Raw genomic sequence first — 13,389 nt, 5'->3', positions numbered from 1 at the left:
CTGAACCAATTGGTGGTAATCATTCCTCGCGCACCTCTTCAGTTCTCGGGGTCCCCGGCGTACAAAATCGCGATAATGATAGCCATGCCACTCAACGAGGACAGCCTCGTCGGCCTAAGCCGGCTTTTTCCAGATGTATGGCGCTGCGATTTAGAAGAGTTGCGGCCTTATGGTCTTCAGCGAGTCACCCCTCGTGTATCCGTCGAACAAGATCTGGACCGCTCGGTGGAAGTCTTTCGGTCGGACCACTTCGAGCGCGGCACCGATCGGGCTATGCTGCAGCGCGGTTTTGGACTGTTCACGCCTTAGACTGACGCGCGCGCCGAGGCTGGCGTGACCTGGTCTGGGCTGAATTTTGGTGGCGCTTCGGGACGTGGCTGAATTGACGGGGCTTGGCTGACCTGCGACCGGCGTTCGAGACCAACGCCCTTTCCGAGAATTGCGAATTCGATACCGACGCGTTCGCCGTCTTCTATTGTTGGCCACTGCATTCCCTCTGGCGGAGCGCTGGTGAGATAGACCACCATCGATTCATTTATTTTCAAACGCTCGAGGTATGCTCCAATCAATGCGTTTCCTGCTCCGGTCTCTCAGCTGCCGTCGGGCCCCGCGACGAACGCAGCATGGAAACCGATCTTCCCTTCTGCCTGAATTTGCCGCGGCAAACCGGCGAGCGAGACAAGAGCACAGACTGAGGCACATCCAGCGTCCGCCAATACGCCGGTTGAGTATCTAGCGTTCGGAATCTCATTCCCTATCCGGAGGCCGGCGAGCAGATTTCCGACCGGCTCGCAAATAGGACTACCCCGCGCGTCTTTCCATGCATCGCTGTTCGAAACTTAATCTCATCACCCGCGGCGATCCTCCCTTTGACTTTGATGATGAGAGTTACTGAGCCTGGCCTTTGAGCGGCGGTTATCTCCGCGCTCCTGCCTACCGATGATAGTCCGGTCAGAACGGTTACGAGTACGGCACAAGAGGCTTTTGATATTCCTGGGGCTGCCGGTTTTTGCTTTTCTGCAATCGATGGGCATCCATCCGCAAGTGGACAAGGTGGGTGTTTATTGTAGCCAAGCTAGGACCGAAAGCTGGTGGGCCTATCTCGTGGCGCTTGCCGCAGCAAAGTCTTGGGCCTCGTCTTGCTGACGCGTGAGTATAGGTTCAGGGAGGCTATTTGAGCCTGAAAACCCCTACCCGACCAAATCGATGTCCTGATACACCGTTAAAAAGTTTGCCGCGGCAAACTTTCAGCTTCGACACCGGCGCGAGCTTGCTTGTGGCCGTTCCAAGCCTTGGGCTGCGAAACGGTCGTGAATCCCCGAATCGGCGGTCTACCAGTAGGGTTGGGCGACGAAAACCGTATCCGAACTGAAGAATCACCACCCGAAGGATGGAACACGGCTTGAAAGGTTTGCCGCGGCAAACCCTCAATCAAGTGCCATTCTCATCCGTGAGGTGAGTTGCAAACCTCCCTCGTCTGGTAAACCGCATCGCCTGCAACGCCGACCCTCTTCTCGACGAGCACAACGACGGCCGCCCAATCAACCCAAAACGATGTTCCCGGTCTATGGTGGTCTGTCTCTATCACAGGTCCTTCCAATCGACGTGCTCGTCATGGCTAGCGATTCGCACCAGAGTCAAGTTGTCCGCTTAGAAGTACCGCGCGCATCGAGCGGCAATTCGGCCTCTCCGTCATCCATGTGAACGGAAACCACGACTTCCACGGTTCGGGCTCGCCAAAAATGGTGGTGCCGTAGTCGCGATGCAGGGCGTGCTGTTTGCCGCGGCAACACTCTCGCCCCACTTGTTTAGCAGCACGATCCGAGAGGCCTCCCGATTTCCTGACTTCATCAAGATTGAAGGTGCGACCGTAGAGAGGTGGAATAATCTCCACCTAGACCATCTCTGCGTCTTCGAACACGCGAGGGCGGACGTCATCATCACGTATCTGAGCCATTCTCAGGTTCGGTTCACGAGGATTTTTAGCACGACGTGTTGAACCCGTTCTTCGTGAACAACCTCGATCCGAACCGCTTTCCAAAGACTACCCTCTGGATCCATGGTCAAGTACCCACTCCATTCGGCTACGTTGTTCCGGCCCGCGACGGGCACTTGATCCGGGTCCGGCGCAAACCGCTTCGGTATCCGATGACTCCACGCCGGGATCGAGTTGCGGTGAAGGTCGTCGAGATCTGATAAGATGCCAGTACCGTGTTCTAAGCGCCCATGAACATTGAGCACGAGCAAGACTTGGCCGGAGAGCACAAGATCGAGTGGGACAGCCCAGAGGGCCTGACTGTATTCGACGAGCCAGAGAGGACCATACCCGCCGAGCCCTTCGTTGCTGCGGCAAACAACATCAGCAACCACCTGATCGCTGAGATCGAGCGAACGCAGGCACTCGGCCAAGTTCGCGAGGTGGGAGACGGCGGCTGCGATGATCTCTTCAGGGGAAAGTCGTCATATCGTTACCTTGCAGTGGCGTTGATCGTTTAGCTCACAGGACACCACGAATAACGTCAATGGATGAACAACGGCGTTGATGTCATAAAAGCCTGCGGAGAGCCGCCATATACCGGTGAGACAACTGCCAAAGAGGCAGACCCGCAGCACTATGGGCTCGCGCCAAAGCTAAGCCACCGGAGGGATATATTCTTACAATCTTCCCTTATCGCGCCGCTGCTTCACCGCCGGTGCGATCCCTGCCGGCCTCGCATTGGGATGGAGATCAATGTCGGCCAAGGCGCTGATGAGTTGCCTTTGGACCACACCATAGTCGTCCCATTCCTCGATCGGAGCTGACTCTTCAACCCTGTCGAGAATCCAGAACGATCCGACGCAAGAACTCCGCCTGGCTCTCATCAACACAGAGTGCCTCAAGCCGCCTCTTGGTCCTGGGTGGGACACGAACCGAGAGCTTCTCTGAAAGAGGAGAGGGCCGTTCCACAAGAGCCTCCATCAACAGTGGTATTACAGGCTCCTACTCTAATCCGCCGCCATCACTTGCTGTCTACTCTTTGGGGAAGGGGAGCGAATTAGGCTAGACCCAACCGTTTCGCATTATCGAGCTGCTGCTTGACCGATGAGGCATTCCATTTTGCCCCCCGCGGGGTGTTCGCTCCCGCAATTGCTGGATCTGGGCTGCGATGCCTCGGAGGGAGAGATCCGGGTCGGCCATCGCAATGCCAGCAATCAACGTCATGAGGCGACCATCTGGCGAGCGAGGAGGGGACTTTTTTCGAAGCACCGAATCGGCCATGCGCTGCGACACAAGCTCTCGGACCGCCCGGCGAAGGCGCTCCACCTTCCACTCCGGGCCACGGGCATTCAGGACGCGGACAAAGTCGTCCCATGTGTGAACTGGTCGCGTCCGTTTCACCGTCGGCATCCACTGGCCGGACGACGCAATGAGGGGTTCGACGTAACGCTTCTCACGCGCACCAGCCAGACGCCGGATGGTGTCAGGCCGACGCTCCCGCACACCCGGGCTCCCGAGGATCTTCCCCCCGAGCCTTGGCCGCACTCAGACCAGCCTTCGTGCGCTCGGAGATTAGCGATCGTTCCAGCTGGGCCACGGCGCCGAGGACCTGCAGCGAGAACACGCCCTGAGGCGCCGAGGTGTCGATCGGGTCGCGCAGGGATCGAAAGTGCGCTCCGCGTCCTTCCAAGGTCTCGATGACCTCCAGAAGGTGTCTCACTGATCGGGCCAAGCGGTCGAGACGGACCACCGTTAGGATGTCTCCGGGGCGGATATCTTTGAGAAGGCATGCCAGGACGGGGCGGGACCGAGAGGCGCCGCATCCCTGCTCTTGGTGACCACAGCGCAGCCGGCAGCCTTTAGCTCGAGCGTCTGGGCGTCTGTTGCTTGGTTTTCGGTTGAAACACGGGCGTAGCCGATCAGACGTCGTTTGGCAGAAGGGGAGGGGACCATCGCTGCGCCATCACGTGAGATCCGCAGACAACCGCAGCTGCATCGATGCCTCCCGCAGGCGCCGATCCCTAGTCCAGAGTGTGACCCCGGGTGTAAGTTGCGCCGCCGTGAGAAGGTGGGCGTCAACATAGCCGATGCCGATGCCGTACAACTTTCTCGTCTCGATGAACATTAGAGCCTCATCATCACTGGCCACCGTGGCTTGTGGGAGGCTACGCAATGCCTCCAATACAGCGCTGCGCTGGCGAAGACTGCCGAGGGCGATTTCGCCTGTGACGAACGGATGGGCCAGAACACGCCCGTTCTCCAGCAGTTCGGTCAATCCAAGATCTCCGGCCCTCAGGTGATCGATCCAAACGGAGGTGTCGACAATGATCACTGGCTGTCGGTCTGCCGACGCGGAATGGGCTTCAGATCAGGCTCACTGCCGCCAAGCCGGGCGAGCCTGCGAGCACTTTCGCGCTGGATCAAGGCTTTCAGCGCTTCGCGAAGCAACGCAGACTTCTCCTGTACGCCGGTGAATGCTTGCGCTTTCGCGACGAGATCATCGTCAAGAGCAACGGTTGTTCTCATTCGGGCCTGTCTCCTTATCATCAAAAATAACATCATTCGATGACAAATCCAGTGCCAATGTGCAGCACGTTTGCAAACGACCGGTGAGGGATTTCGTTTACCACTCAAAGAGGGCAGCGCTTCCCTCTGGCCTGCTAAAATGGCCTAAAACAAGGACTTCTGAGCCGCTTCGGCCACTCAAGGTCGTACCTGAGCGCCCGTGATGAGATCTCAGGTGGGGCTCGCGACGAAGCCCGGCAAAACAGGGGGCAGCCGTCCATCAGACCATAGTCAATTGGGGTTTAGCTTCTACCATTCGAGTTCTCACATTTTATCTCAACAACTTGGCAGTTGCCCGGTAGCGTAGCCTTTGGGGTAATCGGGGCAGTTTGGGGGGCCAAGCCTCAGGCTGCTCGGGCCACGAGAATGGTGAGTGGCGGAATTCTCGGCTGATCTCCGTTGAGCCCAAGCCGGTCCCCGAAATAGGTGAAGAACGACAGCCCGAGCTTCCGGCAGGTCTTCAGCAACCCCAGCATCACGTCGCGCGCCACGCGGCCATTGGCGCTCATCGTGCCGCCGGAGATCTTGCGCTTGATCGCCCAGGCCCGCAGGTCGTCCTCCGATGCATTGGTGTGCAGCGGGATCTCTGTCCGCTCGAGCACCCGCAGCAGCTCGTCCTTGCGCCGCGCCAGACGGGCCAGCAGCGCGTCGAGCTCCTTGTAGCCCGTGCGCAAGCCAAAGATCTTGTCGAACCGGCGCCGGAACACCCGCTTCCCTACCGGTGAAGGACTCTGCTTCCACAGCTTCAGACTGCGGTAAAAGCACCAAATCGCCTGGCGGTCCAGCTCCACCGCTTTGGCCTGCTTGGGCGAGGCCGGCTCAGCTTCTGCAGGTGCCGCTCCGCACGGATCCAGCACAGCGCATGCGTGGCAGCCCAGAACTGGCCAGCATCGTCGGAGACAATGACGGTGTTCTCCATCAGCCCGTGCTGCCGGAGCGCGCCCCAGGTGGCGGCTTCGTTCAGCGTCTGGAGTAGGGGCCGGTCGAAGATGTTGATCGAGCACCACGCCAGATGCTCCAGCCATTCCAACTGTGAGCTGAACACTCTGCCCTGGAGCTTCCTCAAACCAGCGATCACGGCACCTCGATAGGCTGCCGACGCAAATAGTCCAGTGTGGCTTCGTTGACGACGTAATCCTCACGGCCTGCCCGCAACAGCGTCAGGAAGTTCAAACGCGATTTCGACCGGCTGGTTCGGAAAACACAAAAGCGCTCGCCGCCGATCTGCGTGGTGACCCCAGGGCGGCGGGCATGCCGCGCACCGGTATCGTCGACGGTGAGGTAAGGCGAGGAGACCAGGCCGGCTTCCAGGACCGCGTGGTCCTCCTGTTCGAACATCTCCAGATCGGTGGTGAGCAGGCGCACCACCTCCCGCTTGGAGATCGCAAGACCGATGCCGTTCAGAAGATCGGTCAGCCATTCGGTGGTCACCTGCCCTGCGTGTGCAGGGCGAAGCAGAATCGGCGCACACCGGGACCGAACCCGCCGGCGACCCCGACTGGCAGCGGCGCGATGATGGTTTGCCCTCTGGCCTGAGCCAGCGCTCGCGCTTGTAGCGCACCACCTCAGCGACGATGACGAGATCCCGCCGCACGACCGTCTTGTAGCCTTTGAAGCGCGAGCCGGCTGGCTCCTCGGCCCGGATCATCACCTCGCGGGTCACTCGATCCCGTTTGGCGCCGCGGCCTGGGCGGCGGCCCGGACTGTTGGGCTGCGGCTGAGTGGCTTTCTCTATGCCGGAGGATTTGAACGGTGGGCGCGGTGGCAGGTTCTTGAGCCTTGCGATCTCATCCTTCAGGGCTTGGTTGTCGATGCGCAGGTTGCTGTTGTCGAGGCGCAGCTGCTCGAGCTCGTGCTCCAGTCGATCGATCTTGCCGGCCAGATCCGAGACCAGCTCGCGCAGGGCCATCTGAGACAGCGGCTTGTTGGGACCACCAGGCGGCGAGGTCATGCCGGCATTGAATCATGAATGTCCAGTCGGAGGAATCCCTCGCCCCCAAAATGCCCCGGTTACGCCCTTAGGGTAAGCGGGGCAGATTGCTTTCATTTACCCACATCTCCAGAGCGAGCGTCGCTTCAGCTTGCGAGACATGACTCGGGCGTGATTCCTTGCCAGGCATCCGTTCGGATGGAGTGGCGCCATGGATCCGATGCTCGAGGGCGCCTCGTGGCTCGATGAGGAGCTGGCCGGATCAACCTTTGCCGATTCGCGGCTGGGCCAGCGGCTGCGGCGGCTCTCGGAGCAGCTCGGCGGGGTAATGGGAGCAAGCCTTCCGCAGGCCTGCCAGGACTGGGCCGCCACCAAGGCCGCTTATCGCTTTTTCGACAATGATCAGGGCAGCGAAGCTGAGATCTTGGCTGGCCACTTCGCGGCGACGGCCAGCCGCGTGACCGCAACCGAGCGGCCAATCCTCATCCTCCACGACACCACCGAGTTCACCTATCACCGGGTCCGGCCCGAGCCGGTCGGCGTGACCAGGCAATCTCGGCCGGAAGTCTCAGCAGCGGAGGGCGGCGTGTTCGAGGGCAGGGGTATCGACCGCACGGTGATCCTGCTCTGCATCCGGTGGATTGCGAGCTTACTTGGACCGAGCTTACTTGGACAATGACGAGTTGGCTCCGAGCATCTCAACCATTCTCACCAGATCGGCAAGCGACCGCGCTCCCATTTTCCGCATAACGTGACCGCGATGAATCTTGACGGTAATTTCGCTGACCCCTAGTTCGCCCGCGATTTGCTTGTTCATCAAACCGGTGGCAACGAGGCCCATCACCTCTCGCTCGCGCTGCGTGAGGGCGTCGAAGCTCGCCCGCAGGCTCGACAATTGCTTCTCAGCAAGCCGCCGTTGACGGTCACGGTCAAGCGCTACAGCCACCGCATCCAACATATCCTGATCGCGGAACGGCTTGGCCAGAAAATCGATCGCTCCAGCCTTCATGGCCTTCACCGACATTGGAATGTCACCATGACCGGTCATGAAAATGACAGGGATTCTGATGTTCGCTTTAGCCATTTCCGCCTGAAAATCGAGGCCACTCAGCCGTGGCAATCGGATGTCGAGCACCAAACAACTCGGCACGTCCGGAAATCTGAACTGCAGCAATTCGGTTGCCGAGCCGAACATCTCGACTTTGAGCCCGACAGAGCGAAACAGGCTTCCGAGTGCATCGCATAGGGCTTCGTCATCATCCACGATAAAGATGACCGGCTCTTCGGCGTTCGCAGGCAATGGAGCTGAACGGCGCGACATGAGGCATCTCTCCAACTACCAGACGATCGCAACTAAATTAGCACCTTGAGCGGTGAAAGTGGAGAACGGAACAGCTTGATTTCACGCAAGGAAATGCCTGTGGCCGTGGTACCCTGGCATAATTAAGCTCGGCTGTATATTCAGCAAAAGCGAACCGGGTGGCTGGCGATTCCGGCGGAGGAAACAATCAACCTTGGGTGGATAGTGGCTCGCCGTACGGCTGAGCTTGTCCATCGCTGTCCAGTCTATGTTCGGAACTGGCCCTCAGTAGCACTGTCAGGCTTCTCTCAGCGCTCGATCAAGACAGTTGATCAAGACTTGTGGATCGAACGGTTTGCTCAGGAAGCAGATCGCTCTGATATCCAGTGCACGCGCCCGGATTGGCTCTTCGGGGAAAGCCGTTATGAAAATTATGGGCGTGCGCTGACCTTTGCCTACCAAGTGGCGTTGCAGCTCGAATCCGTTCATGCTCGGCATCTGAACATCCGTGATAAGACACGACGTGTCGTTCACACGAGGCGAGCCCAGGTAATCTTCGGCGGATGCAAACGTGTATACCGTGTATCCAATCGCCCTTAGAAGCCCCTTGATCGCGGTTCGAACGGATTCGTCATCGTCGATGATTGCAATAATCGGGGACTTTTGCACGCGGCTCGTCCTCCTGCGTGCGAGAAATAAGAGGTCTAGGACCATAGGCCTCGCTAAGATAAGTACGACTCGGTCACGAAGAAGGAAATCATACGTGAGTATGGCTGTGCATCAGCGCATCATGCCTAAAATGTGACCTTGGTTATCCTCTGGCGTGGCCCTCCGGTTCACACGGAATGAGGCCCTTCGAGAAAGGAAGCACAGGCAGGTTTCCAAAGGTGGGTCCACTGTCGGATCCGGCCTTAGTTCCGACACCTATCAAGAGATGAACATAGTCCGCCTGCCGCTTTCTCCGCTCTCGCGCGGCTACTGATCCGAGGTAAACTTCCGTATAAAGATCTCATTTCTTAAAGCTTCAAACCTGAAACAAATTTTCAGGTTGATCATCTCCGAGTGACATCGAATACTACTTGAACTTCCCTCCCGCATATTAGCGAACTTAGGGCTGCGGCACTGGATCCATTTCTCCTCCAGGCGCAGCCCTTTTTGTACGATAATTTTGAACTGAACCCGGGGTAAGCACAACTCTCCCGACAAGTTGGCGGCGCCACGAGACCCCGCGAGCGATGATTTAGGGCCGGACCCGTGGCGTTTGTAGCTGACGGGCATGGACTGCCAGTCGATCTGCTCGGCGCTCCCTCATGCTCACGTTAACGTGGCAATGCCGTGTCAGCTGTTGGTCGTCTTCTGGGTCGGCGCTATGTTGTTACGCTTCGTCAACGCCTTCGATGCTTCCGCTTTACCCGCAAGGCCGATCGAGACAAACTAACAACACTGCAAATGGAGCGACTGGCGATAGGGGCCAGCGGTTTGGCTCCGTCGCTCTGGAACTGGGATCCCCGGCATGTCCCTGGCGAGGCGCAACATTCGAATGGAGCGGAACCAAGGACAAGATCGTGCGACGTCGCCAATCGTCGCGTCGCGTGTCCTTCCAGCTATTAGCGCTGTTATCACGATCGGGATCTTCATTCTCGACACGATGACCCCCGCAGAGGTCGCCATCGCCGTGCTGTACGTGGGTGTTGTGCTTCTATCGGCCAAGGTTCTTCAGGCGCGGGGTGTCGTGCTCGCGTCCTTGGGATGCATGGCACTGACGATGCTAAGCTACTTACTGTCGCAGCATGACGCATCGCCGGACATTGCCCTTTCAAACCGCCTCCTCAGCCTTGCGGTGATTGGCGTTACGGCTGTCCTCGCCGTGCAAAACCGATCGAGGGAAATGGTGCTGCGCGAGCAGGCCGGACTCCTCGACCTCACCCACGACACCGTCTTCGTGCGCGACATGAATGACGTCATCATCTACTGGAACCGCGGCGCCGAGGAGCTGTACGGGTGGCAAAAAGGGGAAGCTGTCGGCAAGATCTCCCACCAACTCATACAGACAATTTTCCCCAAGCCGCTCGACGAGATCATGGCCGAGATGCTCCGCACCGGCCGCTGGGACGGTGAGCTCGTCCACACGAGGAAGGATGGCACACAAGCCGTAGTGACGAGTCGATGGTCGATGCAACGGGATGCACGAGGCCGTCCCGTGGCGATCCTGGAGACCAACAACGACATCACTGAGCGCAAGCGGGCGGAGGAGGAATTGCGACGCAGCGAGGCCTACTTGGCGGAGGCAGAGGCGTTGAGCAAAAGCGGCAGCTGGGCGTGGAACCCCGCCACGCAGGTGATCACCTACTGGTCGCAGGAACGCTACCATTTGTTTGGCTTCGATCCGGAAGCTGGTATCCCGTCCTTCGAGGCGCTGCTCCAGCGCATCCATCCGGAGGATCGGGGAAAGTGGCTGGCAAACACGGAAACCGCAATTCGTAAGAAGGGGGATTCCGAAACAGAGTTCCGGATCGTCCTTCCGGACGGCGAGATCAAGCACCTTCACGGAATAGGCCATCCTGTTTTCAGCGAGTCCGGCGACCTGCTCGAAATCATCGGAGCGGCTATGGACATCACCGAGCGCAAGCGGGCGGAAGAAGCGTTGCGGGAAAGCGAGGAGCGCTTTCGCACGCTCGTGCAATTCTCCTTTGATGTATACTGGGAGACCGACACGCAGCATCGCTTCATCCGCCAGGAGTTCGCCGAAGGCCTTGCCGACGCGCCTGCACCGGGCTCTGAGATCGGAAAGACACGTTGGGAAGTGCCCTACCTGGAGCCTGATGCAGAGGCCTGGCGCAAGCACCGGGAGACGCTTGATGCTCACCTGCCGTTTCGCGACTTCGAGCTCGCGCGGCCTACGCCGGAGGGCGGCAAGCGCTACGTGTCCGTCTCGGGGCTGCCGGTATTTGACCAGGCAGGGTGCTTCATCGGCTACCGCGGCGTCGGGCGGCACATTACCGAGCGCAAGCAGGCAGAAGAGGCGCTGCGGGAGAGCGAGGAACAATGGAAGGCGGTCTTTGAGAGCAACCCGACGATGTACTTCATGGTCGACGCGGCCGGCATCATCCTGTCCGTCAACCCCTTCGGCGCCGAGCAGCTCAGTTATACGGTCGATGAACTGGTCGGCACCCCGGTGCTGAACGTGTTCTACGAGCCCGACCGGGAGGTCGTGCAGAGGAACGTCGCCAGTTGCTTTGCTCACCCCAACCAGGCGATGAGCTGGGAAGTCCGCAAGGTGCGCAAGGATGGCACAGTGCTCTGGGTGCGCGAAACCGCTCGGTCCGTGCTGCTGAGAAAGTGCCCGGTCATCCTGGTCGCGTGCGAGGATATCACCGAGCGCAAGCGCGCCGAAGAGGCAGCCCGGCGGAGCGAACAAGAGCTGCGCGATCTAATCGAACACCTTCCCGCGATGGCCTACATCGCTTTGCCGGGGCCCTTCGGGCCCTTCGCTGCCTTTGCCAGTCGGGGATGGCGCGAATACTCAGGCTTGTCCCAGGAGGACACGGCCGGATCTGGCTGGCAAAGTGTGGTTCATCCGGCCGATCTGGACCGCAATTTGGAGAAATGGCGGGTGTGCGCGGCGGCGGGCGAGCCGTACGAGAACGAGTCGCGTTATCGCCGGGCGGCGGACGGGGCTTATCGCTGGTTCCTGGACCGTGCCGTGCCGCTGCGCGATGAGCACGGCACCATCCTCAAATGGTATGGTATCCTAACCGACATTGAAGATCACAAGCGGGCCGAGGACGCCCTGCGGCGCAGCGAGCATTATCTCGCCGAGGCGCAAAGGCTGAGCCATACTGGCAGTTGCGCCTACGACCCAGCCACCGAGCAAGCCATTTACTGGTCCGAGGAGATGTTCCGGATCTATGGCTTGGATTCGCAGCGGAGCAGCCCCCCCAACATAAATGAGCTCGCTCGCTTTTGGCCCCCGGACGACCGCGACCGAGTTCTCGAACTCGTCAGGACCGCAATCCGCGAGAAGGCAAAGTATACGGTCGAGCACGGGATTGTGCTTCCCGACGGAACGATCAAGCACCTCCACGTGAGCGGGCATCCGGTGTTCGACGACACCGGAGCCGTGATTGAATACGTCGGGACCGTGATGGATATGACCGAGCGCAGGCGCGCCGAGGAGGCGCTGCACAAGGCAGAGGCCGAACTCGCGCATGTCTCACGTGTGACGACGATGAGCGCGCTGACCACTTCCATCGCACATGAGGTCAACCAGCCGCTGGGTGCTATCGTCACCAATGCCAACGCGGCCTTGCGCTGGCTCGCCCACGAGCCGCCCGAGCTCGGCGAGGCCCGCGAGGCACTGGAGCGCATCGCGCGGGACGGGCACCGGGCCAGCGAGGTAATCGGGCGGGTACGCGCGCTCCTCCGGAAGAAAGCTGCCGTCGCGGAGCAGGTGAACCTGAATGATCTCATCCAGAATGTAGCAGTCCTCGTCCATGGGGAGGTGGTTCAGCACCGAATCCTGCTGCGCACCGAGCTGGCGCCCGACCTATCGCCCGTGATGGGCGACCAGGTGCAACTGCAGCAGGTATTACTGAACTTGGTGCTGAACGGCATTGAGGCCATGGAGGATGTGGTGGAGCGGCCGCGCGAGCTGCTGATCCGGTCCCGGCGCGAGGAAGCCGGAGTGCTGGTGTCCGTGCAGGACGCCGGCGTCGGGCTGGACCCACAGAATGCGGAACGGATGTTCGAGGCCTTTTACACGACGAAGGCGACGGGCACGGGCATGGGCCTGGCCATCTGCCGCTTGATCATTGAGGCGCACGGCGGACGCTTGTGGGCGAGCGCCAAGGAGCCTCGGGGCGCGGTGTTTCACTTCAGCCTGCCGATCGCCCAGAATAAGTCATCGTGACTAAGACCCTCGGACCAACAGGTGGAAGCAACCTCTCGCACTGCTACTGCTTTGGCAGGCCCGATGATTCAATGACTAGAGCATCGGACGATTACTCGGACGCATATCCGGCTGCTTTGAGGAAGTTCCAGCATTCCTGCGGCTCGAACAAGTTGCAGATGTCGCCGAGGGCGCGCCAGAGCGCATCAAAGGTGCGGGCTTCGGCCTTGCGCAGGTGCGCCTTGATCTCGGCGAAGGCCTGCTCGATCGGGTTGAGATCGGGCGAATGAGCCGGCAGGAACAGGAACCAGGCGCCTCGTTGCTTCAGACATTCCGCAGCTCTCGCACTCTTGTGGACCGCGAGGTTGTCGAGAATGACCACATCGCCTTTCGACAGCGTGGGCGCCAGCTGTGTCTCGATATAGATGTCAAATGCCAAGCGGGTGATCGGGCCATCGATGATCCACGGCGCGCTCAACTCATGACCCCGCAGCGCGGCCAGGAAGGTGTGGGTCTTCCAGTGGCCGAAGGGCGTGCTGGCGCGTAACCGCTCTCCCTGGCGAGAACGCCCACGCAGCCGGGTCATCTTGGTGTTGACGTACGTCTCGTCCAAGAACACCAACCGGCATGGCTGCTGGCGCATGCGCGGCTGACGTTGGGTCGGCCAGACCCGGCGCTCGTCACGCACGTCGGCGCATGCGCATTCCGCGGCCATCTGGGCTTTAATG

The 13,389-nt window shown here is 59.9% G+C and carries 10 protein-coding genes and 2 pseudogenes; 3 read left to right on the top strand and 9 right to left on the bottom strand.

Translation table 11 applies throughout. The features are described 5' to 3' along the window. The first annotated feature begins 2,250 nt into the window (after positions 1–2,250). Positions 2,251–2,496 carry a hypothetical protein gene (locus tag DC522_RS20750; RefSeq protein ID WP_133239329.1) on the top strand — a complete coding sequence of 82 codons (246 nt, stop codon included), beginning with the start codon at positions 2,251–2,253 and terminating at the stop codon, positions 2,494–2,496. Positions 2,497–3,035: 539 nt separating this feature from the next. Here DC522_RS20750 and DC522_RS20740 read toward each other — a convergent pair. From DC522_RS20740 to DC522_RS36125, 6 genes and pseudogenes are all read right to left on the bottom strand, one after another. Further along, positions 3,036–3,931 (bottom strand): annotated as a pseudogene (locus DC522_RS20740) (recombinase family protein). Positions 3,932–3,941: 10 nt separating this feature from the next. Next, the gene (locus tag DC522_RS20735; RefSeq protein ID WP_116530532.1) at positions 3,942–4,310 is read right to left on the bottom strand and encodes a type II toxin-antitoxin system VapC family toxin; all 369 of its coding nucleotides are present in this window, start codon (positions 4,308–4,310) and stop codon (positions 3,942–3,944) included. Further along, a complete protein-coding gene (locus DC522_RS20730) occupies positions 4,307–4,504 on the bottom strand; it encodes a type II toxin-antitoxin system VapB family antitoxin (RefSeq protein ID WP_047190369.1) in 198 nt (65 codons plus the stop codon). Before DC522_RS20730 ends, DC522_RS20735 begins: the two co-directional genes overlap by 4 nt. Before the next feature lie 383 nt (positions 4,505–4,887). Next, on the bottom strand, positions 4,888–5,250 hold the full coding sequence (locus DC522_RS36135; protein WP_245444378.1) for a transposase: 363 nt from the start codon (positions 5,248–5,250) through the stop codon (positions 4,888–4,890). Positions 5,251–5,288: 38 nt separating this feature from the next. Then, positions 5,289–5,588 (bottom strand): hypothetical protein, encoded by a 300-nt coding sequence (locus DC522_RS36130; protein WP_245444376.1) that lies wholly within the window; start codon positions 5,586–5,588, stop codon positions 5,289–5,291. Positions 5,589–5,617: 29 nt separating this feature from the next. Beyond that, positions 5,618–5,974, bottom strand: coding sequence for a hypothetical protein (locus DC522_RS36125; protein ID WP_245444374.1), 357 nt, complete (start codon positions 5,972–5,974; stop codon positions 5,618–5,620). A gap of 710 nt (positions 5,975–6,684) precedes the next feature. Between DC522_RS36125 and DC522_RS20715 the strand changes: the two genes are divergently transcribed. After that, entirely contained in the window at positions 6,685–7,152 is a 468-nt protein-coding gene (locus tag DC522_RS20715) for a transposase DNA-binding-containing protein (RefSeq protein ID WP_245444372.1), read from the top strand. Here DC522_RS20715 and DC522_RS20710 read toward each other — a convergent pair. Both DC522_RS20710 and DC522_RS20705 read right to left on the bottom strand, forming a co-directional pair. Next, positions 7,138–7,794, bottom strand: a complete 657-nt coding sequence (locus DC522_RS20710) for a response regulator transcription factor (RefSeq protein WP_116530531.1) — start codon at positions 7,792–7,794, stop codon at positions 7,138–7,140. The genes DC522_RS20715 and DC522_RS20710 overlap by 15 nt on opposite strands. A 276-nt stretch (positions 7,795–8,070) precedes the next feature. Next, positions 8,071–8,442 carry a response regulator transcription factor gene (locus DC522_RS20705; protein WP_245444370.1) on the bottom strand — a complete coding sequence of 124 codons (372 nt, stop codon included), beginning with the start codon at positions 8,440–8,442 and terminating at the stop codon, positions 8,071–8,073. Positions 8,443–9,313: 871 nt separating this feature from the next. On the opposite strand from DC522_RS20705, the gene DC522_RS20695 reads away from it, so the two are divergent. Further along, positions 9,314–12,682 carry a PAS domain S-box protein gene (locus tag DC522_RS20695; RefSeq protein ID WP_165820233.1) on the top strand — a complete coding sequence of 1,123 codons (3,369 nt, stop codon included), beginning with the start codon at positions 9,314–9,316 and terminating at the stop codon, positions 12,680–12,682. 91 nt (positions 12,683–12,773) lie between these two features. On the opposite strand, the pseudogene DC522_RS20690 reads toward DC522_RS20695, so the two are convergent. After that, positions 12,774–13,385: pseudogene (locus tag DC522_RS20690) on the bottom strand (IS630 family transposase); the annotation flags it as partial. Positions 13,386–13,389 lie beyond the last annotated feature (4 nt).

The sequence above is a fragment of the Microvirga sp. KLBC 81 genome (assembly GCF_003075415.1).
Taxonomy (GTDB): domain Bacteria; phylum Pseudomonadota; class Alphaproteobacteria; order Rhizobiales; family Beijerinckiaceae; genus Microvirga.
This window is presented reverse-complemented; position numbering and strand designations above follow the sequence as displayed.

Coding starts and splice junctions, on each gene's coding strand:
- DC522_RS20710 (WP_116530531.1), bottom strand. CDS start 7,794: ATGTCGCGCCGTTCAGCTCCATTGCCTGCGAACGCCGAAGAGCCGGTC.
- DC522_RS20730 (WP_047190369.1), bottom strand. CDS start 4,504: ATGAGAACAACCGTTGCTCTTGACGATGATCTCGTCGCGAAAGCGCAA.
- DC522_RS20695 (WP_165820233.1), top strand. CDS start 9,314: ATGGAGCGGAACCAAGGACAAGATCGTGCGACGTCGCCAATCGTCGCG.
- DC522_RS20715 (WP_245444372.1), top strand. CDS start 6,685: ATGGATCCGATGCTCGAGGGCGCCTCGTGGCTCGATGAGGAGCTGGCC.